Annotated in this window: 26 protein-coding genes; 16 read left to right on the forward strand and 10 right to left on the reverse strand. The window is 51.6% G+C overall.

What is annotated here, in order from left to right:
* The 4 genes from FDX03_RS13830 to yqhD form a co-directional block, all read right to left on the reverse strand.
* Positions 1 to 323: HIT family protein (locus FDX03_RS13830; protein WP_137346158.1), on the reverse strand; the 323-nt coding region annotated here is incomplete at its 3' end.
* Positions 324 to 367: 44 nt separating this feature from the next.
* The gene (locus FDX03_RS13835; protein WP_048213231.1) at positions 368 to 1,822 is read right to left on the reverse strand and encodes a DASS family sodium-coupled anion symporter; all 1,455 of its coding nucleotides are present in this window, start codon (positions 1,820 to 1,822) and stop codon (positions 368 to 370) included.
* 188 nt (positions 1,823 to 2,010) lie between these two features.
* Positions 2,011 to 2,838 carry a 2,5-didehydrogluconate reductase DkgA gene (dkgA, locus tag FDX03_RS13840; RefSeq protein WP_048213230.1) on the reverse strand — a complete coding sequence of 276 codons (828 nt, stop codon included), beginning with the start codon at positions 2,836 to 2,838 and terminating at the stop codon, positions 2,011 to 2,013.
* A 104-nt stretch (positions 2,839 to 2,942) separates the two neighbouring features.
* The gene (yqhD, locus tag FDX03_RS13845) at positions 2,943 to 4,106 is read right to left on the reverse strand and encodes an alcohol dehydrogenase (RefSeq protein WP_137346071.1); all 1,164 of its coding nucleotides are present in this window, start codon (positions 4,104 to 4,106) and stop codon (positions 2,943 to 2,945) included.
* Positions 4,107 to 4,299: 193 nt separating this feature from the next.
* On the opposite strand from yqhD, the gene FDX03_RS13850 reads away from it, so the two are divergent.
* Positions 4,300 to 5,199 carry an AraC family transcriptional regulator gene (locus tag FDX03_RS13850; RefSeq protein WP_048213228.1) on the forward strand — a complete coding sequence of 300 codons (900 nt, stop codon included), beginning with the start codon at positions 4,300 to 4,302 and terminating at the stop codon, positions 5,197 to 5,199.
* Between the two features lie 69 nt (positions 5,200 to 5,268).
* Here the strand turns inward: FDX03_RS13850 and yghB are convergent, their stop codons facing one another.
* Positions 5,269 to 5,928, reverse strand: coding sequence for a DedA family general envelope maintenance protein YghB (gene yghB / locus FDX03_RS13855; protein ID WP_048213227.1), 660 nt, complete (start codon positions 5,926 to 5,928; stop codon positions 5,269 to 5,271).
* A 131-nt stretch (positions 5,929 to 6,059) separates the two neighbouring features.
* Positions 6,060 to 7,247, reverse strand: coding sequence for a cystathionine beta-lyase (gene metC / locus FDX03_RS13860; RefSeq protein WP_061068595.1), 1,188 nt, complete (start codon positions 7,245 to 7,247; stop codon positions 6,060 to 6,062).
* A gap of 251 nt (positions 7,248 to 7,498) precedes the next feature.
* Between metC and exbB the strand changes: the two genes are divergently transcribed.
* Both exbB and exbD read left to right on the forward strand, forming a co-directional pair.
* On the forward strand, positions 7,499 to 8,233 hold the full coding sequence (gene exbB / locus FDX03_RS13865) for a tol-pal system-associated acyl-CoA thioesterase (protein WP_048213225.1): 735 nt from the start codon (positions 7,499 to 7,501) through the stop codon (positions 8,231 to 8,233).
* A 6-nt stretch (positions 8,234 to 8,239) separates the two neighbouring features.
* A complete protein-coding gene (exbD, locus tag FDX03_RS13870; protein WP_048213224.1) occupies positions 8,240 to 8,665 on the forward strand; it encodes a TonB system transport protein ExbD in 426 nt (141 codons plus the stop codon).
* Between the two features lie 75 nt (positions 8,666 to 8,740).
* Here exbD and FDX03_RS13875 read toward each other — a convergent pair whose 3' ends face one another.
* Entirely contained in the window at positions 8,741 to 9,148 is a 408-nt protein-coding gene (locus FDX03_RS13875; RefSeq protein WP_048213223.1) for a hypothetical protein, read from the reverse strand.
* A 1-nt stretch (position 9,149) separates the two neighbouring features.
* Positions 9,150 to 9,554: a hypothetical protein gene (locus FDX03_RS13880; protein WP_137346072.1), complete on the reverse strand. Its 405-nt coding sequence runs from the start codon at positions 9,552 to 9,554 to the stop codon at positions 9,150 to 9,152.
* Between the two features lie 103 nt (positions 9,555 to 9,657).
* Between FDX03_RS13880 and FDX03_RS13885 the strand changes: the two genes are divergently transcribed.
* Entirely contained in the window at positions 9,658 to 10,161 is a 504-nt protein-coding gene (locus FDX03_RS13885; protein WP_319026329.1) for an ESA_00282 family adhesion-associated protein, read from the forward strand.
* A gap of 78 nt (positions 10,162 to 10,239) precedes the next feature.
* Here the strand turns inward: FDX03_RS13885 and FDX03_RS13890 are convergent, their stop codons facing one another.
* Positions 10,240 to 11,280, reverse strand: a complete 1,041-nt coding sequence (locus FDX03_RS13890; RefSeq protein ID WP_137346073.1) for an aldo/keto reductase — start codon at positions 11,278 to 11,280, stop codon at positions 10,240 to 10,242.
* A 155-nt stretch (positions 11,281 to 11,435) separates the two neighbouring features.
* On the opposite strand from FDX03_RS13890, the gene yghX reads away from it, so the two are divergent.
* The 11 genes from yghX to hybG all read left to right on the forward strand — a co-directional run bounded on the left by yghX (position 11,436) and on the right by hybG (position 21,304).
* Complete coding sequence (gene yghX / locus FDX03_RS13895) at positions 11,436 to 12,323, forward strand: YghX family hydrolase (protein WP_048213220.1); 888 nt, start codon at positions 11,436 to 11,438, stop codon at positions 12,321 to 12,323.
* A gap of 215 nt (positions 12,324 to 12,538) precedes the next feature.
* Entirely contained in the window at positions 12,539 to 14,179 is a 1,641-nt protein-coding gene (locus FDX03_RS13900; RefSeq protein WP_137346074.1) for a methyl-accepting chemotaxis protein, read from the forward strand.
* An 85-nt stretch (positions 14,180 to 14,264) separates the two neighbouring features.
* A complete protein-coding gene (locus tag FDX03_RS13905; RefSeq protein ID WP_048213218.1) occupies positions 14,265 to 14,552 on the forward strand; it encodes a DUF2623 family protein in 288 nt (95 codons plus the stop codon).
* A gap of 188 nt (positions 14,553 to 14,740) precedes the next feature.
* Positions 14,741 to 15,859: a hydrogenase 2 small subunit gene (gene hybO, locus FDX03_RS13910; protein WP_016154493.1), complete on the forward strand. Its 1,119-nt coding sequence runs from the start codon at positions 14,741 to 14,743 to the stop codon at positions 15,857 to 15,859.
* 2 nt (positions 15,860 to 15,861) lie between these two features.
* The gene (gene hybA, locus FDX03_RS13915; protein WP_005123143.1) at positions 15,862 to 16,848 is read left to right on the forward strand and encodes a hydrogenase 2 operon protein HybA; all 987 of its coding nucleotides are present in this window, start codon (positions 15,862 to 15,864) and stop codon (positions 16,846 to 16,848) included.
* Positions 16,838 to 18,016 carry a Ni/Fe-hydrogenase cytochrome b subunit gene (gene hybB / locus FDX03_RS13920; RefSeq protein WP_003024479.1) on the forward strand — a complete coding sequence of 393 codons (1,179 nt, stop codon included), beginning with the start codon at positions 16,838 to 16,840 and terminating at the stop codon, positions 18,014 to 18,016. The genes hybA and hybB overlap by 11 nt, the downstream gene beginning before the upstream one ends.
* Positions 18,013 to 19,716, forward strand: a complete 1,704-nt coding sequence (hybC, locus tag FDX03_RS13925; RefSeq protein WP_003024476.1) for a hydrogenase 2 large subunit — start codon at positions 18,013 to 18,015, stop codon at positions 19,714 to 19,716. The genes hybB and hybC overlap by 4 nt, the downstream gene beginning before the upstream one ends.
* The gene (locus tag FDX03_RS13930) at positions 19,716 to 20,210 is read left to right on the forward strand and encodes a HyaD/HybD family hydrogenase maturation endopeptidase (RefSeq protein ID WP_061068591.1); all 495 of its coding nucleotides are present in this window, start codon (positions 19,716 to 19,718) and stop codon (positions 20,208 to 20,210) included. Before hybC ends, FDX03_RS13930 begins: the two co-directional genes overlap by 1 nt.
* Entirely contained in the window at positions 20,203 to 20,691 is a 489-nt protein-coding gene (gene hybE / locus FDX03_RS13935; protein ID WP_005123148.1) for a hydrogenase-2 assembly chaperone, read from the forward strand. Before FDX03_RS13930 ends, hybE begins: the two co-directional genes overlap by 8 nt.
* Positions 20,684 to 21,025 carry a hydrogenase maturation nickel metallochaperone HypA gene (gene hypA, locus FDX03_RS13940; protein ID WP_003828349.1) on the forward strand — a complete coding sequence of 114 codons (342 nt, stop codon included), beginning with the start codon at positions 20,684 to 20,686 and terminating at the stop codon, positions 21,023 to 21,025. Before hybE ends, hypA begins: the two co-directional genes overlap by 8 nt.
* Before the next feature lie 30 nt (positions 21,026 to 21,055).
* Positions 21,056 to 21,304, forward strand: a complete 249-nt coding sequence (gene hybG, locus FDX03_RS13945) for a hydrogenase maturation factor HybG (protein ID WP_048213216.1) — start codon at positions 21,056 to 21,058, stop codon at positions 21,302 to 21,304.
* A 95-nt stretch (positions 21,305 to 21,399) separates the two neighbouring features.
* On the opposite strand, the gene yghU is transcribed toward hybG, so the two are convergent.
* Positions 21,400 to 22,266 (reverse strand): glutathione-dependent disulfide-bond oxidoreductase, encoded by an 867-nt coding sequence (gene yghU, locus FDX03_RS13950; protein ID WP_061068589.1) that lies wholly within the window; start codon positions 22,264 to 22,266, stop codon positions 21,400 to 21,402.
* 217 nt (positions 22,267 to 22,483) lie between these two features.
* Here yghU and FDX03_RS13955 point away from each other — a divergent pair.
* A partial coding sequence (locus tag FDX03_RS13955) for an FdhF/YdeP family oxidoreductase (protein ID WP_249357065.1) occupies positions 22,484 to 24,180 on the forward strand: 1,697 nt, incomplete at its 3' end.

The following is a 24,180-nucleotide window of genomic DNA, read 5'->3' on the forward strand; positions in this document are numbered from 1 at the left end:
GTCAAATCACCTGTGCCATGCATAGGGCTGAGCTTACTGTGCACATGATCCACGCCAAACCCTTCGAAAAACATCCCCGTACGACTGACATCCGGGAAAGCCTTATCCAGTTTTTTCGCCACCTTTTGGGTCGCCAGCATCAGGTCTGCCAGCGCCTGTGGCGGCATATCAAATGCATAGCTTGGGTAGTGCTTTTTCGGGATCACCACGGTAAAACCGTCGGTGTTTGGGAAAATCGACAGAAAGGCCAGGTGATGCTCGTCTTCCCAGACTTTATGGCAGGGCGCTTTACCTTCAACAATTTGACAGAAAATACAGGTCATTCCTTTTCTCCGTAGATAAGACGTTTCGTCAGGACGCAGTGAGTTTAGTACAGACCCAGCATCTTCCACCACATCAGCCCTACAGTGATAAAGACGGCTTGATTGAACAGGCTGATGATGAATCCCGTTCGCCACCAGACTCCCGTCGGTACGTACCCGGCACCAAACAGAATCGGCCCGCGAGCGTGAGTGTACTGAGTGAGGGAACAGTACAGGCTGCTGGTGAAGGCCAGCATCAACGCCGTAGGGGCAGCGGGAATGTTCAAATGCAGGCCGACGCCGAGGAAAACGGCATACAGCGCCGCAATCTGCGCATTACCGCTGGCAAAAAAGTAGTGGGTATAAAAGTACGCGGCGTTGAGCAGCAGCAGGACAACCACCCAACTGGTCCCATGCATAGTACTGCTCAGGCTATCGCCAATCAGGTTGCCAAACCAGGTGGTAAAACCCAGTTTTTTCAACTGATTTGCCATCATCAATAGTGCGGCAAACCAGATCAGTGTATCCCACGCACCTTTCTCGCTTTTGACATCTTCCCAGCTCAGAACGCCGCTGAGCAGCAAGATGGATAAACCAACAAATGAGGCAGTGGTGGCGTCGACGCCCAGCGTATCACCAAAAATCCACAGTACCAGCAGGACGCCGACGGTCGCCAGCATCAGCCATTCCCCGCGTGACATACGACCCATTTCCGCCAGTTCTTTACGCGCCAGATTAGGGGCATCCGGCGTGTGTTTAATTTCTGGGCGCACAATCCAGTAGACCAGTAATGGAACCAGCAGTAAGGAAACCAGGCAAGGCAGCAGCGCCGCCATAAACCAGCTGCCCCAGGTCAGAGTGACCCCCGCATTGGCCGCCAGCTTCACTGCCAACAGGTTGCCGGTATATCCGGTCATAAAGAGCGCGGCGGTGACGTCGTTGACGTTGCCAATACAGGTGATAAGAAAGGTGCCGATTTTACTGCGGGATTCATCTTCCGGGTTCGAGTGGAAACTGCGCGCCAGGGAGTCGGCAATGGGATAGATGACGCCGCCGCAGCGGGCCGTGTTGCTTGGCATTGCGGGGGAAAGTATCAGGTCCGCAAACGCCAGTCCGTAGGCGAGTCCCAGCGTGCGCTTGCCGAGCAGGCGGATCATCTGCAGCGCAATACGTCGTCCGAGGCCCGTTTTGATAAACCCGCGGGCAATCATAAAGGCGACGACAATCAGCCAGATCAGAGAACTGTTCAGTTCGCTCAGTGCGGTGGTAATAGCGCCGCTGGCGGTTTTATCCCCGGCAGCATAAGCGAGGGCAAAAACGGTAATACCGATAATGCCGACTGCGCCAATAGGCAGAACTTTTGCCACGATAGAAGCAATGGTAGCAACGAAGATAATGGCTGAATGCCAGGCTGGCGCACTTAACCCACTGGGTGGGGTAAGCTGCCAGAGCCCGGCAGAAATAAATAGTATAAGAATCAATGGGAGCCATTTGACGCCTTGCTGTGTTTTTTCCGCCATGGTCACGCACCTATAGATATTTGTGATGTGTTCATTAAATCAATATTATTACTGAATAATTAGTAAGTTATATTGCGTAATGCTGCACGTGGATGTGCCATAAATACATCAATAGTTGCGCGTTTATTGTTTCTTAATATTTCGACAGGAGAAAAGCCCGACGGGAATGCCGGGCTGGAGAGGAGAGATTAACCGCCGAACTGATCCGGGTCAGGGCCAAGGCGTTTACCTTGATCGAGTTTTGCTATTTCACCGAGTTCATCTTTGTCCAGGCGGAAGTCCCAGACATTGAAGTTCTCGGCGATACGGGCAGGGGTGACGGATTTCGGGATCACCACCAGGCCGCTATCCAGATGCCAGCGAATGACGACCTGCGCCGGTGATTTGCCATATTTTTCAGCGAGGTCGCGAATGATCTTTTGATCAAATACGTCTTTGCCGCCCTGCGCCAGCGGGCTCCAGGATTCGGTCTGGATTTTATGTGTGGCGTTCCAGGCGTGCAGCTGGCGCTGTTGCATCAGTGGATGCAGTTCTATCTGGTTAATCACCGGCGGGACACCTGTTTCATCCATCAGGCGCTGGAGATGATTGATCTGAAAGTTGCACACGCCGATGCTCTTAATCAGCCCCTCTTTTTGCAGGTCGATCATGTTTTCCCACGCTTCAACGTAGTGATCGATCGCCGGAACAGGCCAGTGCATCAGGTAGAGATCGAGGTAATCGAGCTGGAGTTTCTCCATGCTTTCGAGCAACGCTTCCCGTGGGCGTTTCTGATCATCATTCCACAGCTTGGTGGTAATGAATAACTCTTCGCGCGGTACGCCAGCATCGCGTATCGCTTTGCCGACACCTTCTTCGTTTTTGTACGCCGCAGCGGTATCAATTGAGCGATACCCTACTTCCAGCGCTTTATGAATGGCGGTGATGACTTCTTCGTTGCTTGCCTTCCAGACCCCCAGGCCCAGTTGCGGCATGACGTTACCATCCTGTAGTTTGATAATGGTTGGAGTGGTCATAATTCCTCCCCTTAATGACTGTCACCGGAACATACTCCGGTGACATAGGTGTGACTTAAGTCTGGTATAAATAGCCAAAAACGAAAGTCGGAGGTTAAAAAACCTTAGCGGGCAGCTTCGTAAATCCGGCGGCTGACGTCCAGCGTAATGTCCTGATGTTCACCCAGTTTCGTGCCGCCATGCGCTTGCAGTTTTTCCAGCAGTGCCGGGATGGAACTGCCATCCAGACCGTAGTCAGATAGGCGAGTCGGTACACCCATTTGTTCGAAGAATTGACGGGTGGCGGCAATCGCGGCATCAATGCGCTGGTCTTCGGAGCCTTCGGTGATATTCCAGATGCGTTCTGCGTATTGCAGCAGTTTGGCACGCTTGGTATCGCGTTTTTCATTCCACAATGCAGGCAGGACGATTGCCAGTGTCTGAGCGTGGTCAAGTCCGTGCATTGCCGTCAGTTCGTGACCCAGCATATGGGTTGCCCAGTCCTGCGGTACGCCTGCGCCGATCAGTCCGTTCAGCGCCTGAGTGGCTGCCCACATGACGTTCGCACGCACATTGTAGTTTTCCGGCTCCTGCAATGCTTTCGGACCGTCTTCTATCAGCGTCAGCAGAATGCCTTCGGCGAAGCGATCCTGAATTTTCCCGTCTACCGGATAAGTCACGTATTGTTCTACGGTATGAACAAAAGCATCTACCACGCCGTTGGCAACCTGACGTGGCGGCAGAGTATAGGTGTAAACCGGATCGAGTACAGCGAATACCGGCTGGACAAACGGGGTCATGAAGGCCAGTTTGTCGCCAGTCGTTTTGCGCGAAATTACCGCGCCAGAGTTAGATTCGGAGCCAGTTGCCGGCAGAGTTAATACGGAGCCCATTGGAACGGCACTTTGTACGTCGTTACCGCGTGTTTCCAGAATGCGCCATGGGTCAACACCGTCAGCGTAATGTGCTGCTGCGGCGATGAATTTTGTGCCATCCAGAACAGAACCGCCGCCTACCGCCAGCAGGAATGTCACCTTCTCATCACGCACGATTTTTACCGCGTTCATCAGCGTTTCATAAGACGGGTTCGGCTCAATACCGCCAAATTCCAGCACGTCCAGGCCTTTCAGTGCATCCTGAACCTGTGCCAGAACGCCGGTTTTTTTCACGCTACCACCGCCGTAGGTAATCAGTACGCGAGCATCCTGTGGGATTCGGTCGCGCAGTTCTGCAATCGCGCCTTTACCAAACAGAATGCGGGTTGGGGTATGGAGATTAAAGTTGTTCATTGCTCGTTACCTTGTGTGGGTAAAAAAGAGGGTAGGCGAGTGCCTGCCTGATGGTGAACATTGTGGTCGTCAGAAGCGTTCCTCTCAATGCTCATTTCTGCCAATGTCTTGCCCATTTCTACAGACTACTGGAGAAAATGGATAAAAGTCCGCACTATATCAGGGTTGCAAATTAATGATGAAATGGTGCCCTATGAACCGTGATGAGATCTGTCTCCTGCTGACAGATAAAATTAAGCAGCTGAAAAATAATGAAAATAAATTAAATGATCTGCTGCCTGATATTCGCTTACTGTACGGCTCTGAACCTGGGGTGCGCACACCAGTGATGTATCAGCCTGGCATTATATTTCTCTTTTCAGGATATAAAATTGGTTATATCAACGAGCGTGTCTTTCGCTATGATGCCAACGAATACTTACTGCTCACAGTACCTTTACCCTTTGAATGTGAAACGTATGCGACACCGGACGTTCCGTTGGCTGGTATCCGCCTGAACGTCGATATCCTGCAATTGCAGGAATTGCTGATGGATATTGGTGAGGATGAGCTGTTCCAGCCTGCAATGGCGGCAAGCGGGATCAATTCGGCGACGCTATCCGATGAAATTCTCTGTGCTGCGGAACGCCTGCTGGATGTGATGGAGCGGCCATTGGATGCACGTATTCTGGGAAAACAGATTATTCGTGAGATCCTCTACCACGTACTGACCGGGCCGCGTGGTGGCGCGTTATTGGCGCTGGTCAGTCGCCAGACACATTTCAGTTTGATAAGCCGTGTGCTGAAGCGAATTGAAACCAAGTACACCGAAAATCTCAATGTTGAGCAATTGGCGGCAGAGGCCAATATGAGCGTGTCGGCGTTCCATCATAATTTTAAATCGGTGACCAGTACTTCACCGTTACAGTATCTGAAGAGCTATCGATTGCATAAAGCGCGGATGATGATGATTCATGACGGGATGAAAGCCAGCGCGGCGGCCATGCGCGTAGGTTATGAGAGTGCATCGCAGTTTAGTCGGGAGTTCAAACGTTACTTTGGCGTCACGCCAGGAGAAGATGCAGCCAGAATTCGGATGATGCAGGGGGGTTGATTTCTTGTCGGCCTTAACGCTGCGCGCCATCAACGAAATGCCGGAGTGACTCCGGCATACGGCTAATACTCAGGCGCTACAGTATTTTTTTTTAATCACCACGAACAGCGTTCCCAGCAGACCTGCGGTTAACAGGGCAACAGGCAGGATCATTAAAAAGGTCATCACCTGATCTTCGTGGCGTTTAACAAACGGGATCATGCTGAGCGCATAGCCGAAACTGGTGACCACAGTGACCCACAGCAGCCCGCTCAGCCAGTTAAAAAACTGGAAGCGACGGTTAGGCAGCCCTGAAATCCCCGCCATGGTTGGCAGTAAGGTACGTACAAACGCCAGGAAACGTCCGGCGAGTAGTGCCATCAACCCGTGTTGGTCAAACATACAGGTAGCACGCTGATGATATTTTTCAGGTAATTGTGCCAGCCAGCCTTTTACCGTCCGCGTGTTGCCCAGCCAGCGCCCCTGAATGTAGCTCAGCCAGCAACCGAGACTGGCAGCGGCAGTCAGAATCGCTATGGTAGGTAAAAAACTCATCACGTCCTGAGCAATCAGCGCTCCTGCCAGTAATAGCAGGCTGTCACCGGGCAAAAAGGAGGCGGGCAGCAGGCCATTTTCTAAAAACAGTGTGGCGAACATCACGAAGTACACCACGCTCACGACGTGTGGGTCCGCCAGCGCGGCAAAATCGTGTTGCCAAAGCGCGGAGATAATATCTTGAATGACTACCATGGACTTTCCTGTGGAACAGCGTTTATAAGTGGATTGTACTCCTGAATTGTCCGGGATGCCTTGATCCCGGACGCAACAATTGCAGACTTTTCCACCAGAAGTGTCTGCATATATGTCCATCTGCGGCAATGTTACTCGATTCGGGCAAATCCTGCGGCTAAATCGGCAATCAGATCGTCAACATTCTCTAAACCGATATGCAAACGGATGAGCGTTCCGCTGAAGTCCACTTTGCCTTGCGGACGGATTGCCGCGATATGTTCCGGTTGGTTAGCCAGAATCAGTGATTCAAAACCGCCCCAGGAATAGGCCATGCTGAACAGGCTGAAGTGATCCAGGTACGCAGACAGTTCTTCATTATTTAGCTTCTTATTCAGAACAAATGAGAACAGACCGCTGCTACCGGTAAAGTCGCGTTTCCAGAACTCGTGTCCCTTGCTGCCGGGAAGTGCCGGGTGATTCACGCGGGCAACCTGCGGATGGTCAGCCAGCCACTCGGCGACTTTTAAACTGCTTTCATGGTGTTGGCGCAGGCGAACGCTTAACGTCCGCAATCCACGGCTGGTCATATAGGCGGTATCGGCGTCCAGCATTTGTCCCATCAGATAGGCGTTTTCACGCAGTTGATCCCAGCAACGGGCATTGGATACCGCTGTCCCAACCATGCCGTCGGAATGACCAATCAGATATTTCGTCCCTGCCTGAATTGAGATATCGATACCGAAATCCAGCGCGTTGAACAACACGCCCGCAGCCCAGGTGTTATCAATCATGATGATCGCGTCAGGCACTACGCTTCTGACGGCGGCAACAATGGCTGGAACATCATGAACTTCCATGGTGACAGAACCTGGAGATTCAAGAAAAACGACTTTAGTGTTCGGCTGTATATGCTTCACAATATCCGCGCCAATCAGCGGATCGAACCAGCCGGTTGTCACGCCAAGCTTGCCCAGCACCTTAGTGCAAAAATCCTGGCTGGGTTCATAGGCGGTGTTGGTCATCAGCACATGATCGCCTTGTTCAACAAAGGCAAGGATGGTGTTGGCAACGGCTGCTGCACCGCAGGGGAACAGGGCGCAACCGGCCCCGCCTTCCAGTTCACACATCGCTTCCTGCAGTGAGAAATGCGTCAGCGTGCCGCGACGGCCATAGAAAAGGGCACCGTTTGCGCGGTTATGCGTCGCCTGTTTTTTCGCCTCAACGGTGTCGAATACCAGTGAAGACGCGCGCTGGATCACGCTATTTACCGAACCCAGCGTGTATTTTTTACTACGCCCGGCGTGAACGAGTTTGGTCTCAAGCTGCTTATCTGCCATGTTGTATTACCTATTTTTATACGTCTGGATGTCTAAACTAGCATGAATCTCATCTGCCGCGTCCTGCAGAACAGCCATAAAGTACAAAATATTCTCAAATCGATTTCTGGTGACTTTTTTACTGCGTGAGCGCAAGGAAAAGAAACCAAAGGTGCGGCACTATGTAAATAGTAATGAGAACGACTATCAATTCGACGTCGTTTTGATATGATTACGCTCAGATTTTGTGATTTGCGTCCTGGAGATACAGAGTGGGTAATAATTTGATGCAGACGGACCTTTCCGTCTGGGGTATGTATCAGCACGCCGATATCGTGGTTAAGTGCGTGATGATTGGGCTGATTTTGGCGTCAGTGGTCACCTGGGCTATCTTCTTTAGTAAGAGCCTTGAGTTCTTTACGCAGAAGCGCCGTCTTAAGCGTGAACAGCAAATGCTGGCAGATGCCCGCTCTTTAGATCAGGCAAGTGAGATTGCCGCTGGATTCGATGGCAAAAGCCTGGGCGCTCTGTTGATTAACGAAGCACAGAACGAGCTGGAACTGTCAGCAGGCAGTGATGACAACGAAGGGATCAAAGAGCGTACCGGTTTCCGTCTGGAACGTCGCGTTGCCGCCGTTGGCCGTCAGATGGGGCGGGGTAATGGATACCTGGCAACCATCGGGGCTATCTCTCCATTTGTCGGGTTGTTTGGTACAGTATGGGGCATAATGAATAGCTTCATCGGTATCGCACAAACCCAAACCACCAACCTGGCTGTTGTTGCTCCAGGTATTGCAGAAGCACTGTTAGCAACCGCGATCGGTCTGGTCGCGGCAATCCCTGCTGTTGTTATCTACAACATTTTTGCTCGTCAGATTGGCAGCTATAAAGCGATGCTGGGCGATGTCGCGGCGCAGGTACTGTTGCTGCAAAGTCGTGACCTGGACCTGAGTGCAAGCGCGTCTGCACACCCGGTACGTGCTGCGCAGAAATTACGTGTAGGATAATGTTCCATGGCAATGAGCTTTAATGAAAACCTGGACGATAACGGTGAAATGCATGACATCAACGTGACGCCGTTTATCGACGTCATGCTGGTATTGTTGATCATCTTTATGGTGGCAGCGCCACTGGCAACCGTGGATGTGAAGGTCAATCTCCCTGCATCCACCAGTACGCCGCAACCGCGTCCGGAAAAACCGGTTTACCTGTCAGTAAAAGCCGATAACACCATGTTTATTGGTAACGATCAGGTCACCGATGAGACGATGATTAACGAGTTAAACGCGCTAACTGAAGGCAAGAAAGACACCACCATCTTCTTCCGGGCAGATAAAACCGTCGACTACGAAACTATGATGAAGGTTATGGATACGTTGCACCAGGCGGGTTACCTGAAGATTGGTTTGGTCGGTGAAGAGACCGTGAAAGCCAAATAATCCTTGTTGCCGGGCACAGGTTTGACCTTACCCGGCAAGCTTCTCCTGACATCACTCCTCTGCAAGTCTTTTGCCTTATCTGTTCTCGTCCAACGCCACCGTAGTGATTTTTGTGGGCTCATAGTTCCCATCGGATAGCTTGCGGGTCAGGCGCAGTGTGGCAGTTTCACGTGCAAGCAGATGCTGGTATGTGCTTTCCAGACGGGCCATTATTTTGTCCCGCAATTCTGGTTGCTGAGCGATGATGGCCTCGATAGTGGCACCGTAAATCTCTTCTTTGGCTTGCAGTGCGTAGATTTCATGACGATTTTGCCATTTCATCCGCACCAGTGCGGCGGGTATAGAAACCATCTCTTGAGCAAGGCTTTCCAGCGTCGTGTTTTTATTGGCTATCAACACAGACAGATTTTGTTTTAAGACAAACTCATCGCTTTTGTGGTTATCTAAAGCCAAATAAACATTATTATCTTCAACATCTTTCATTTTATTTCTCTTCCAGAGAATAAAAAATAGGATCGTTGGTTTCGCGAGTAATTAAATTAAGCCAAATTTTGTTGCCTTGTTCATTTATCATGGCTGTTTTTTTGGCCAAAATTTTACTTAATTCCTGGGCATTAATGTCGCCTTCCGCCTGTAATGAATTGAGCAGACGAGTAAATGACTCAATTTTTGCGGCGCGGAAAAGGCGCTCTTTTAAATGACGATCGCACTCTTCAAATAACATATTCCGGGACTGGCCGGTAGCTGCGGAGCTAATCAAAATTTCTGATTCGTAATCACTTAGTTTTATCTTTCCCTGAGTCAAATTTTCACTATTTTCTGTGGTATTTGTATTGTTCGGGGTTGCGGATAAATGAAAACGAGAGGGAACAAGATGCTCGGGAAGCATGTTGAAATATCCTTTGCTGCCAATAATATGATGTTTTTAATAAGGTAGGCCGCGTTGACAATAGCATGGGGTAATTTTAAAATCAAAAAAAATGGAGCCCGCTATGAACAGTATATTTTATTCTGTTATTACCCTGCTATTGCTTACCTGCGGGGTACTTTTGCTAATGCGTAGTGCAAATAAAAACCGTTATGCAGAAGATGTTAACGCACAGCGCCAGCCGGAAATGCTAAGTAAAGAAGAGGGAGAAGATCATTTTTCTGCCCTGATGAATTCGATTACTCCGGTATGGTATTGGCGAGTCAATCACGAATATATTGATTTTATCCACTCCACAGTCAAGAGGATGACAATGGTGGAGCTGAATGAAACGCCCGGGCTCTTTGACGCGCAGCGGCGCTGTAGCGATCTTAACTCTGCGGTTTATAAGTATTATGACAATATTAAAAAGCGCTGCCTCAGCGGGGAGAAAGTCCCGCACGCCGATCTGGATGTGCTTAACTTGCGGCAGTGCTTCAGGGAGTTCAGCCTGGAAGCCTATCCTGCACTTGTCGCACTGGTATGGCCGGAATACCAGCGTCCGTTGATTAAAGAGGACGAGGTGTGAGGCGAGATTTACTTGCCCACTCTCATCAGCAGGCCATTAAGGCCGGGTAGGACTACACCCGGCATAATGTTCAGATCGTTATTTGTCTGATGAGGCCTGCCACAGATTGAGCTTGCCGTCCGCGACATGTTTATCAATCTGTGCCAGTTCTTCGGCGCTGAATGTCAGGTTTGCCAGTGCCTGAACGTTCTCTTCCAACTGCTCAGGTCGGCTGGCACCAATTAATACCGATGTGACCCGGTTATCTTTTAGTAGCCAGCTTAACGCCATTTGCGCCATCGACTGCCCACGTTGTTGGGCCATCTCATTGAGCAAACGCAGACTGTTAAGATTTGCTTCCGTCAGCATATTTTCCGTCAGCCCACGGATTTTTTTCCCTTCACGCTGCATGCGGGAACCATCAGGAATACCGTTGAGGTATTTCCCTGTCAGGAGCCCCTGCGCCAACGGGGTGAAGGCAATACAGCCCATTCCGTTGGATTCCAGCGTATCCAACAATCCGCTGCTGTCTACCCAGCGGTTAAGCAGGTTGTAGGATGGCTGGTGGATAAGCAGCGGAATTTTCCATTCCCGCAGCAGTTCGGCCATCTTCTGCGTGCGCTCTGGCGAATAAGATGAGATACCGACATACAGTGCTTTGCCACTTTGCACAGCATGGGCCAGCGCGGAAGCGGTCTCTTCCATTGGCGTATTTTCATCAACGCGGTGCGAATAGAAGATATCGACGTAGTCGAGACCCATGCGCTTGAGGCTCTGGTCGAGGCTGGCCAGCAGATACTTGCGTGAGCCGCCAGAACCGTAAGGCCCCGGCCACATGTCGTAACCCGCTTTGGTCGAGATGATCAATTCATCACGATATTGTGCAAAATCCTCGCGCAGCAATCGACCAAAATTCTCTTCAGCACTGCCCGGAGGTGGCCCGTAGTTATTGGCTAAATCAAAATGAGTGATCCCTAAATCAAATGCTTTTCGCAGCAGTGCTCGTTGTGAATCCAGAGCGTGAACGTGTCCAAAACTGTGCCATAAACCCAGCGACAGCGCGGGCAGGCGCAAGCCGCTGCGCCCACAGTAGCGATAGAGCATTTGCTCATAACGTTCAGGATTGGCAAACCAGGCCATGAGATCTCCTTAGTGCAGGTGAATTTCAAAACAACGTTTCTATTCTAGCGGGTTCGTGGTGAATATCCCGTTCACCAGGTCACATTGGGATGAAAAACTGGGCAAAAACAGACCGCTGTGCTTTGCTTAAAAAAACATCACTCAGGAGTGCGACCATGCCGCGTCTGACTGCTAAAGACTTTCCGCAGGAGTTACTCGATTACTATGACTATTACGCCCATGGCAAAATTACGAAACGCGAGTTTCTGAATCTGGCGGCGAAATATGCGGTAGGTGGCATGACGGCACTGGCGCTATTCAATTTGCTGAAACCGAACTATGCCCTGGCAACGCAGGTAGAATTTACCGATCCCGATATTCTGGCAGAATACATTACCTATCCATCGCCTGATGGGCATGGTGATGTGCGAGGTTATCTGGTGAAACCCGCGAAGGTGACGGGGAAGGTTCCGGCGGTGGTAGTGGTACATGAGAATCGTGGGCTGAATCCGTATATTGAGGATGTAGCACGGCGGGTGGCGAAGGCGGGTTATATTGCACTGGCACCCGATGGATTAAGTTCACTGGGCGGTTATCCCGGCAATGATGATAAAGGCCGGGAATTACAGCAGCAGGTTGATCCCGTTAAGCTGATGAATGATTTTTTTGCCGCTATTGAGTTTATGCAGCGTTATTCGATGGCGACAGGAAAGGTGGGGATCACCGGATTTTGCTACGGTGGTGGTGTGGCGAATGCAGCGGCTGTTGCTTTCCCTGAACTGGCATGTGCGGTGCCCTTTTATGGTCGTCAGGTTCCTGCTTCTGATGTCCCTAAAATTAATGCGCCTTTATTATTACACTATGCAGAACTAGACACACGAATTAATGAAGGCTGGCCCGCTTATGAAGCTGCACTCAAAGTGAATAAGAAAATCTATCAAGCATATATCTATCCCGGTGTTAATCATGGTTTTCATAACGATTCGACACCCCGTTATGATAAAGCAGCTGCTGATTTAGCCTGGGAACGCACTCTTGCCTGGTTTGATAAATATTTGTTATGAAAAACAACGCATTACTTACAGCTTTAGGTTAATTATCTGAATAATAATGCTACCTAATTTCATTAACATTCATATTGATATGACCAGCAGGGATAATAGATAGACTTAAAAAAGTAAAAAAATAAAGAACGTATTATATCTTCTTCATTGCCTGCCGATAACAAGGGGAAGTATCGCCTGATGGCGAATTCCTCATCAATGGCAAGGAAATTATTATGTATTTGCTGAAAAACTTCACTATTCGTATTGTCATGCTGGCGATACTGGGACTTTTTTGCCTGCTCTGGTCGGGCGTGGGTTTATTCAGTCTTCATGCTTTATCAAAAATATCAGAAGGCAACGATATTGACCGTCATCTTGTCAAACAGATGACGGTACTGAGTCAGGGGAACGATCAGTACTTTCGCTTTGTGACACGCCTGAGCCGTGCTGTGGATGTCAAAATTGGTGGTGAAACGCCTGATTTTGCACCTGCCCAGCAATCGCTGGATAATCTGAGCCAAAAGCTCCAGGAGATGAAAACATTGTCTCCAGGACCGATGGACCCGGAAATTTCAGCAGCAGTGCTGGCCAAGTGGCAAGCTTTGCTGGATAAAGGCGTGATACCGCAAATGCAGCTGGCGCAGCAGGGCTCGCTTACGGCGTTTTCGGAACATGCCAGCACGATTACGCCCGCACTGAGCCGTGAATTTGGTGCCAGCGCTGAGCTGTTTAATACCACCGCCGGAAAGAGACTTGATGCGACGCGTATCATGGTAGACGGTAAAACGTCGATCATTCGGACACTGATTATTACTGCCGTTATCCTCGGGATTGCCCTCCTGTTCTTCACCGATCGTTACCTCGTTACCATGATGGTGAAACCTCTCGGTCGCATTCGCTTGCAGTTCCGCCAGATTGCCCAGGGCGATCTCAGCCATCCAATTGAAGATTTTGGGCGTAACTGCGTGGGCCAACTGGTCCCTTTATTGTGCGCAATGCAGGACAGCCTGCGTGAAGCCGTAAGTACGATTCGTTCAGGCAGTGACAACATCTGGCGAGGTGCTACGGAAATTTCTACCGGCAATAACGATCTCTCTTCCCGTACTGAGGAGCAGGCCGCGGCGCTGGAAGAGACCGCTGCCAGCATGGAGCAACTGACCGCTACGGTAAAACTTAACGCCGAAAATGCGCGTGAGGCCAGCCAGCTTGCCGATACCGCAACAGAAACGGCAGGTAAAGGAAGCACCCTGGTTTCTGAAGTGGTCGACACCATGGACGGTATTGCTGCCAGTTCTAAACAGATCGCAGAAATTACCTCTGTCATTAATAGCATTGCTTTCCAGACCAACATTCTGGCGCTCAACGCCGCCGTTGAAGCGGCCAGGGCTGGTGAACAGGGACGTGGTTTTGCCGTGGTAGCAGGGGAAGTACGTAATCTCGCCAGCCGTAGCGCCGGTGCGGCAAAAGAGATTGAGACATTAATCGGTGAATCGTCGCGTCGTGTCGAACAGGGCGCTCGTCTGGTTAAAGAGACGGGATTAACCATGGAAGCGATTCTGCGCGGTGCCACCGAAGTGACCGTTATCATGAAACAAATTGCCTCAGCCTCGGAAGAGCAGAATAAGGGCATCTCGCAGGTTAGTGTTGCGATCACGCAGATGGACAGCGTAACGCAACAGAATGCTGCATTGGTAGAGCAAGTCTCCGCCGCTGCAGTAGCGCTGGAACGGCAAACGGAAGAGCTGCAACGCTCGGTGCAACAGTTCCGCCTGTCTGCGAATGATGTGCAATACGCCACTGCCAATACCGCTTCCCCTTCCGCAGAAAGCAGAACCTCTGCAGCACCTAAAACGGACGAGTGGGTGTCCTTTTAATCTGGCACAAAAAAGTGCGTGATACCTCTGGCCTTTGCTTAAAAAATCGCTATATAATTTGTTATATAGCGATTGGAGGTTATGCATGGACAACCATTTTGGAAAGGGCCTGATGGCCGGATTGAACGCCTCAAGTGCGGACAGTGCTCGTTCAGTGGCGAATTTTTGTTCAGATTATAAACGCGGTTTTGTTCTGGGTTTTTCACATCGAATGTTTGAAAAAACGGGTGACCGACAGCTCAGCGCATGGGAAGCGGGGATCCTGACGCGTCGTTACGGGCTGGATAAAGAGATGGTGATGGATTTCTTCAAAGAGAACCAGTCGAGTACAACAATTCGGTTTTTCATGGCCGGCTATCGGCTCGAAGCTTGATCCAAAAGGGGTATTATCTTGCTTTAATTAATTACACTATTGACCTACGCCTTCGTTTTGTTGCTCCGCCGAAGTATTATAATGCACATAACCATATAAAAAGTGTGGTAATGGCGCGCCGATCGCAATATGCAACATGCGAATGGTGCAAAATAAAAGCCAGGTCTTCGCAACGGAATAACAATAAAATGACTGGAGATAATTCTCTCATCAATTCGAACGGCATCAATCGCCGTGATTTCATGAAGCTTTGTGCAGCACTGGCCGCTACCATGGGGCTCAGTAGCAAAGCCGCCGCAGAAATGGCCGAATCAGTTTCTCGTCCTCAGCGCCCGCCGGTTATCTGGATTGGTGCTCAGGAGTGTACGGGTTGTACTGAATCGCTGCTTCGTGCGACACACCCTACAGTGGAAAACCTCGTTCTGGAGACTATCTCTCTTGAATATCATGAGGTGCTCTCTGCCGCCTTTGGCCACCAGGTCGAAGAGAACAAACATAACGCTCTGGAGAAGTACAAAGGGCAATATGTTCTGGTGGTAGATGGTTCTATACCACTAAAAGATAATGGTATTTATTGCATGGTTGCCGGTGAGCCAATTGTGGATCACATCCGCAGAGCGGCCGAAGGTGCAGCAGCTATCATCGCTATCGGCTCTTGTGCCGCATGGGGTGGTGTGGCTGCCGCTGGCGTGAACCCAACGGGTGCGGTCGGCTTGCAAGAAGTTCTGCCAGGCAAAACCATCATCAACATCCCAGGCTGTCCGCCTAACCCGCATAACTTCCTCGCCACGGTCGCGCATATCATCACTTACGGTAAGCCGCCGAAGCTGGATACCAAAAACCGTCCGACATTCGCCTATGGCCGTTTGATTCACGAACACTGCGAACGTCGCCCGCACTTTGATGCCGGTCGTTTTGCTAAAGAGTTCGGCGATGAAGGCCATCGTGAAGGTTGGTGCCTCTATCATCTGGGCTGTAAAGGGCCAGAAACGTACGGCAACTGCTCAACATTGCAATTCTGCGACGTTGGCGGCGTGTGGCCGGTGGCTATTGGTCATCCTTGCTACGGCTGTAACGAAGAAGGCGTCGGTTTCCATAAAGGCATTCACCAACTCGCCCATGTGGAAAACCAAACCCCGCGTTCAGAGAAGCCTGATGTCAACATGAAAGAAGGCGGCAACATTTCAGCTGGGGCTATTGGGCTGCTTGGCGGCGTAGTAGGGCTGGTTGCCGGCGTCAGCGTGATGGCGGTACGTGAACTGGGGCGTCAGCAGAAGAAAGATAACGCTGACTCACGGGGAGAATAACCGTGAACAGACGTAACTTTATTAAAGCAGCCTCCAGCGGGGCATTGCTGTTGGGCGCCGCGCCGTCCATCAGTCATGCGGCTGCAGAAAACCGTCCGCCGATCCCGGGTTCTCTTGGGATGCTTTATGATTCGACGCTGTGCGTAGGCTGCCAGGCCTGCGTCACTAAGTGTCAGGATATCAACTTCCCGGCGCGTAACCCGGAAGGCGAGCAGACCTGGTCGAACAACGACAAATTGTCACCGTACACCAACAACATCATCCAGGTGTGGCGTAGCGGAACAGGCGTTAACAAAGACCAGGAAGAAAATGGTTACGCATACATTAAGAAACAGTGCATGCACTGTGTCGATCCAAACTGCGTCTCCGTTTGCCCGGTTTCCGCGCTGAAGAAAGACCCGAAAACCGGCATCGTCCACTATGACAAAGATGTCTGCACGGGCTGTCGTTACTGCATGGTCGCCTGTCCGTACAACGTCCCTAAATACGACTACAACAACCCATTTGGTGCGCTTCATAAATGTGAACTGTGTAACCAGAAAGGCGTTGAACGTCTGGACAAAGGTGGCTTACCGGGATGTGTTGAAGTGTGTCCTGCCGGTGCAGTGATTTTTGGTACCCGTGAAGAGCTGATGGCTGAGGCGAAAAAACGTCTCGCACTGAAGCCTGGCAGCGAATACCACTATCCGCGTCAGACAGTGAACGCTGGTGATACTTATTTGCATACGGTACCGAAGTACTATCCGCACCTGTACGGTGAAAAGGAAGGCGGTGGTACGCAGGTTATGGTGCTGACGGGTGTTCCTTACGAGGATTTGGATCTGCCAAAACTGGATGACCTTTCAACCGGTGCGCGTTCCGAACATGTTCAACATTCCCTGTACAAGGGCATGATTTTACCCCTGGCTGCGCTGGCGGGCTTAACCGTGCTGGTTCGTCGTAACACGAAAAACGACCATCACGATGGAGGAGACGATCATGAGTCATGATCCTAAACCGCTGGGCGGAAAAATAATCAGCAAACCGGTCATTATTTTTGGGCCGCTTATCGTCCTGTGTATGCTCCTGATCGTGAAACGTCTGGTCTTCGGATTGGGTTCAGTCTCCGATCTGAACGGCGGTTTCCCGTGGGGCGTATGGATCGCATTTGACCTGTTGATTGGTACTGGCTTTGCGTGCGGCGGTTGGGCGCTGGCGTGGGCGGTGTATGTTTTCAACAGAGGACAATACCATCCACTGGTACGTCCGGCGTTGCTGGCAAGCCTGTTTGGTTACTCGCTGGGTGGTTTGTCGATCACCATTGACGTCGGTCGTTACTGGAACCTGCCGTACTTCTACATTCCGGGTCACTTCAACGTGAACTCGGTACTGTTCGAAACGGCGGTCTGTATGACCATCTATATCGGCATCATGGCGCTGGAATTTGCTCCGGCTCTGTTTGAACGTCTGGGGTGGAAAGTTTCTCTCAAACGTTTGAATAAAGTGATGTTCTTTGTTATTGCCCTCGGCGCGCTGCTGCCAACCATGCACCAGTCTTCAATGGGTTCATTGATGATTTCTGCGGGTTATAAGGTGCATCCGCTTTGGCAAGCTTATGAAATGTTGCCGCTTTTCTCGGTATTAACCGCCTTTATTATGGGCTTCTCGATCGTCATCTTTGAAGGCTCACTGGTACAAGCGGGTCTGAAAGGTAACGGTCCGGACGAGAAAAGTCTGTTCATCAAGCTGACGAACACCATCAGCGTGCTGCTGGCGATTTTCGTGGTTCTGCGCTTTGGCGAACTGATCTATCGCGACAAGCTGTCGTATGCGTTTGCAGGCGATTTCTACTCAGCCATGTTCTGGCTTGAGGTCGTGCTGATGGTCTTCCCGCTGGTGGTGCTGCGCGTCACTAAGCTGCGTAACGACTCGCGCATGCTGTATCTGTCTGCGCTGAGCGCATTGCTGGGTTGTGCAACATGGCGTCTGTCCTATTCGCTGGTGGCGTTCAATCCTGGTGGTGGCTACCACTACTTCCCGACCTGGGAAGAGCTGTTGATTTCTATTGGTTTTGTGGCTATTGAGATTTGTGCATACATCGTACTCATTCGTCTACTGCCGATACTTCCTCCTTTAAAACAAAACGATCAAAATCGTCATGAGGCGAGCAAAGCATGAGCCAGAGAATTACTATTGATCCGGTAACCCGTATTGAGGGTCATTTACGCATCGACTGCGAAATCGAAAATGGCGTGGTATCTAAAGCATGGGCTTCCGGTACCATGTGGCGCGGCATGGAAGAGATCGTGAAAAATCGCGATCCGCGCGATGCCTGGATGATTGTGCAGCGTATCTGTGGCGTTTGTACGACCACTCACGCTATCTCTTCCGTTCGTGCAGCTGAAAGCGCGCTGAATATTGATGTTCCGGTAAATGCACAGTATATCCGTAACATCATTCTGGCCGCGCACACCACGCATGACCACATTGTTCACTTCTATCAGCTGTCTGCGCTGGACTGGGTGGATATCACCTCTGCCCTGAAAGCTGATCCAGCGAAAGCATCTGCCATGCTGAACGGCGTGTCCTCCTGGCACCTGAACAGCGCAGAAGAGTTCACCAAGGTTCAGAACAAGATCAAAGATCTTGTTGCCAGCGGTCAGTTAGGCATTTTTGCTAACGGTTGCTGGGGTCACCCGGCAATGCAGCTGCCGCCGGAAGTGAACCTGATTGCGGTCGCTCACTATCTGCAGGCGCTGGAATGCCAGCGTGATGCCAACCGCGTTGTGGCGCTGCTCGGCGGTAAAACGCCGCACATCCAGAACCTGGCGGTAGGTGGGGTTGCTAACCCGATTAACCTCGACGGTCTTGGCGTGCTGAACCTTGAACGCCTGATGTACATCAAGTCTTTCATTGATAAGCTGAGCGACTTCGTTGAGCAGGTTTACAAGGTAGATACCGCGGTTATTGCTGCATTCTATCCTGAGTGGCTGGAGCGTGGTCAGGGTGCGGTTAACTATCTGAGCGCGCCGGAATTCCCGACTGACGGTAAAAACGGCAGCTTCCTGTTCCCGGGTGGTTACATTACTAATGAAGATCTGTCGACCTATCGTCCGATCACCTCTCACTCCGATGAGTACCTGATCAAAGGGATTCAGGAGAGTGCGAAACACGCGTGGTACAAAGACGAAGCGCCGCAGGCTCCGTGGGAAGGCACAACGGTTCCTGATTACACCGGTTGGTCAGATGACGGCAAGTACTCCTGGGTTAAAGCACCGACCTTCTACGGTAAAACGGTTGAAGTGGGGCCGCTGGCCAACATGCTGTGTAAACTGGCGGCCAAACGCGAGTCTACCCATGCCAAGCTGAATGAAATCATCGCGATTTACACCAAGCTGACCGGTAAAACTATCGAAGTGTCTCAGCTGCACTCTACGCTGGGCCGTATTATTGGCCGTACCGTTCACTGCTGTGAACTGCAGAACGTTCTGCAGGATCAGTACAACGCGCTGATTGTGAACATCGGTAAAGGCGACCACACCACCTTCGTGAAACCGGATATTCCGGCAACGGGCGAATTCAAAGGTGTTGGTTTCCTCGAAGCGCCACGCGGTATGCTGTCTCACTGGATGGTGATTAAAGATGGCATTATCAGCAACTACCAGGCGGTTGTACCGTCAACCTGGAACTCTGGCCCACGTAACTTTAATGATGAAGTGGGACCGTATGAGCGCTCGCTGGTAGGTACGCCGATTGCCGATCCAAACAAACCGCTGGAAGTGGTTCGTACCATTCACTCCTTCGACCCTTGTATGTCATGTGCGGTGCATGTGGTGGACGTTGACGGGAACGAAGTGGTCTCAGTTAAGGTTCTGTAATGCGGATATTAGTCTTAGGGGTCGGCAATATTTTGCTGACCGACGAAGCCATCGGAGTACGTATCGTTGAGGCATTAGAGCAACGGTACATCCTGCCAGACTTTGTTGATGTTCTGGACGGTGGTACGGCTGGGATGGAGCTTCTCGGCGATATGGCGAACAGAGATCATCTGATCATTGCTGACGCCATTGTGTCGAAGAAAAACACGCCAGGAACGATGATGGTCCTGCGGGATGAAGAGATCCCGGCGCTGTTTACCAACAAAATCTCACCGCACCAGCTTGGCCTGGCCGACGTTTTGTCGGCCCTGCGTTTCACTGGCGAGTTTCCGAAAAAGCTGACGTTAGTCGGCGTTATTCCGGAATCGCTGGAGCCGCATATCGGGCTAACGCCAACGGTCGAAGCGATGATTGAACCTGCGCTTGAGCAGGTTCTTGCCGCGCTGCGCGAGTCTGGCGTTGAAGCTATTCCACGGGAGAAGGCACATGTCTGAGGAGTTCTTAGGCTTTCAGACAGCCCCGAAGCAGCAAATTCAGGCCGCGTTTGAAGAGGTTGCCCGGCGTTCGATGCACGATCTTTCTTTCCTGCATCCGAATATGCCGGTATATGTCTCTGATTTTACGCTGTTTGAAGGACAGTGGACGGGGTGTGTTATCACACCCTGGATGCTCAGCGCGCTGATTTTCCCTGGGCCGGATCAGGTCTGGCCGGTGCGTAAAGTCAGCGAAAAAATCGGGTTGCGTCTGCCGTATGGCGAAATGACCTTTACCGTGGGTGAACTGGAGGGTGTATCGCAATACCTCTCCTGTTCGCTGATGTCGCCGCTTTCGCACAGCATGTCTGCGCAAGAAGGTGTGCGCCTGACTGACGATTGCGCGCGAATGCTGTTATCGCTGCCGGTGAGCGATCCAAATGCGCCGCAGCTCAACCGCCGCGCGCTGCTGCTGGGTCGTCGGAACTGCGAAAATGCATGAGCTGTCCCTTTGTCAGAGCGCGGTTGAGATTGTTCAACAGCAGGCAGAGCAGCACGGTGTCAAACGTGTAACCGGCGTTTGGCTGGAAATCGGGGCGCTCTCCTGCGTTGAAGAGAGCGCCGTGCGTTTCAGTTTCGACATCGTCTGTCAGGGGACGCTGGCCCAGGGTTGTGAGCTGCATATTGATTACAAACCCGCCCAGGCGTGGTGCTGGGATTGCAGTCAGGTCGTAGAGATCACCCAGCATGATGCGCAGTGTCCTCTCTGTCAGGGCGATCGTCTGCGGGTAGATGCTGGCGATTCACTGAAAGTGAAAAGTATTGAAGTCGAATAGCCCATAGGTTGCTATGGGGCGGAGTCAGATATGTGTATTGGAGTCCCTGGTCAGGTTCTGGCCGTTGGTGAAGATATTCACCAGCTTGCGCAGGTTGAAGTGTGCGGCATCAAGCGTGATGTCAATATTGCCCTGATATGTGAAGGCGAGCCTGCCGAACTGGTCGGGCAATGGGTGCTGGTGCACGTAGGGTTCGCCATGAGCATCATTGATGAAGATGAAGCTAAATTCACATTGGATGCACTTCGCCGCATGGAGTATGACGTCACCAGCGCTTGATTTTATGCCGGATGGCGGCGCAAACGCCTTATCCGGCCTACGGCATGACATCTTTGTAGGCCTGATAAGACACCCCGGCGTCGCCATCAGGCATTTTAGCCCTGACGCTTATCTTCGGTATGGGTATCGAAGTCGCTGGCATCATGGCGTTCATGAAGCTGCTCATTCAGCGGTCCGTTAGTGCGGTTTACAATCCGACCACGCTTAACCGCCGGACGCGCCGCAATCTCCTTTGCCCAGCGCTGCACGTGCTTGTAACTTCCGGCATCAAGGAACTCTGCCGCATCATAGACGTTCCCCAATACCACGTTGCCAAACCACGGCCAGACCGCCATATCGGCAATGGTGTATTCATCTCCGGCGACAAACTGATGCTGTGCTAACTGTTTATCCAACACGTCGAGTAAGCGTTTGGCTTCCATGGTGAAGCGGTTGATCGCGTACTCAATCTTCACTGGCGCATAGTTGTAGAAGTGGCCAAAGCCACCGCCAAGGAATGGGGCTGCGCCTTGTAGCCAGAATAACCAGTTCAGCGTTTCGGTGCGTTTTGGTAAATCCTGCGGCAGAAAATAGCCATACTTTTCCGCCAGATAGAGCAGGATTGCGCCAGATTCGAATACGCGAACCGGTGGGTTTTGCGAGTGATCGCGTAGCGCCGGGATCTTCGAGTTCGGATTCACCTCCACAAAGCCGCTGGAAAACTGATCGCCATCGCCGATGCGGATGATCCAGGCATCGTATTCCGCGCCCTTCACGCCCTGCGCCAGCAGCTCCTCCAGCATAATTGTCACTTTCTGCCCGTTTGGCGTACCCAACGAATAGAGCTGCAGCGGATGCTTGCCAACTGGCAGCGTTTTCTCGTGTGTAGCGCCGGAAACAGGGCGATTGATATTGGCGAATGCGCCGCCGTTCGATTTTTCCCACGTCCAGACTTTCGCGGGCTGATAGGTATTGTCTGACATAGTGACCTGCCTTCTGAGTGGTTGTTTGATGCAGTGTAGCAGCCAGGTAGAACTCAATTTAACAGATTGGGACTTTATGCCGTTTTGTGCTGAAAGGGGAAGATAAATCTAACCCGTTCATTGTACCTGGCCCGTACTCCATGAAGAGGAAATCAATGTTGGACGGAAATTGCTACCGTATTCACCATCAAAAATTGGCGGTGAATAAGCAGTAATAATGAAAAAGGGTGTTCCAGGAGTAAGCGGTTATCAGGGCCCGGCGGGTGGGTGGGGCGCGGTAAAAGCCGTCACTGCTTCGTTGTTTTCGCAAAAGGCTGTCGCCCGCGACATTATCGCGATGTTTAAAATGAACCAGGTGAAAGGGTTCGACTGTCCGGGCTGTGCGTGGCCGGACCCAGGCCATCGGGCACCGATGGAGCTGTGCGAAAACGGCGTTAAGGCAGTCACCTGGGAGACAACCCGCAAGAAAGCGTCACCGGAATTTTTCAGCCGTCATCCGGTTTCTACGCTATGGCACTACAGCGATTATGAACTGGAAAATATCGGTCGTTTAACGCATCCGATGAAATACGATGCAGCGTCAGACACCTGGCAGGCGGTGGATTGGGATATCGCCCTCCATGAGATCGGCGAGCGTCTGCGCAGCTATGAGTCAGCCCAGCAGGTTGAGTTTTACACCTCCGGCAGAACGTCAAATGAGGCGGCGTTCCTGTATCAGCTGTTTGCCCGCGAATATGGCAGCAGCAACTTCCCTGATTGCTCAAACATGTGCCACGGACCGACCAGCGCAGGGCTAACGCCGGCCATTGGCCTTGGAAAAGGAACCGTTGAACTCGATGATTTTGACCACTGCGATCTGGTGATTTGTATCGGGCATAACCCTGGCACTAACCATCCACGTATGCTCACCACGCTGCGCGATGTTGCCAGACGCGGGGCTAAGATTATCTCCATCAATCCGCTGACCGAAAGAGGGCTTGAGCGCTTTAGTTTTCCGCAAAGTCCGAAAGAGATGTTCACCGGCCAGGCGACGGCGCTGAGCCACGACTACTACCAGGTCAAAATGGGCGGTGACGCCTCGCTGCTTAAAGGCATCATGAAGGCGCTGATCGAAATGGATGAAGCGCGGATCTTACTGGATCAGCAGCCAACGCTCGATCATGCGTTTATCGATGAGCACACCGCCGGATATGCCGCGCTGTATGATGACTTACGCCAGCGTAGCTGGGCGGAGCTGGAACAGGACTCGGGACTGACGCGCAGTCAGATGGAAGATCTGGCGCACAGCTACAGTAAATCCCGCGCCACGATTGTTTGTTATGGTCTGGGTATCACCCAACATAAAAACGGCACTGAGAACGTCCAGCAACTGGTAAACCTGCTACTGCTGAAAGGCAATATAGGTAAGCCAGGGGCGGGGATCTGCCCGTTACGTGGTCATTCTAATGTGCAGGGCGATCGTTCTGTGGGGATCAACGAAGCGGCGTCCGAAGATTTCCTGCAACGCCTTGAGATGTATTTTTCTATCCGTGTTCCGCGCAAACATGGCCGTTCCAGCGTGGAGAGTATTCGGGCCATCGAGCGGGGCGATGCAAAAGCGCTCATCTGCATGGGCGGCAATCTGGCGGTGGCGATGCCCCAGCCGCAGCGTACCTTTGCGGCGATGAAAAATCTGGATCTGCAGGTTCACGTTGCGACCAAACTGAACAGATCGCACCTGCTGCTGGCAAAACATAACTATCTGCTCCCTGCGTTGGGTAGAACCGAGCGCGATCTGCAGGCGACGGGCATTCAGTCGGTGACCGTCGAAGACTCGATGTCGATGGTCCACGCGTCCTGCGGCGCGCTGAAACCGGCTTCCCGTTGGCTAAAATCAGAGCCCGCGATTGTGGCGGGCATGGCGCGCGCCACGCT

This window comes from Citrobacter sp. wls827, from assembly GCF_005280875.1.
Taxonomy (GTDB): Bacteria; Pseudomonadota; Gammaproteobacteria; order Enterobacterales; family Enterobacteriaceae; genus Citrobacter; species Citrobacter youngae.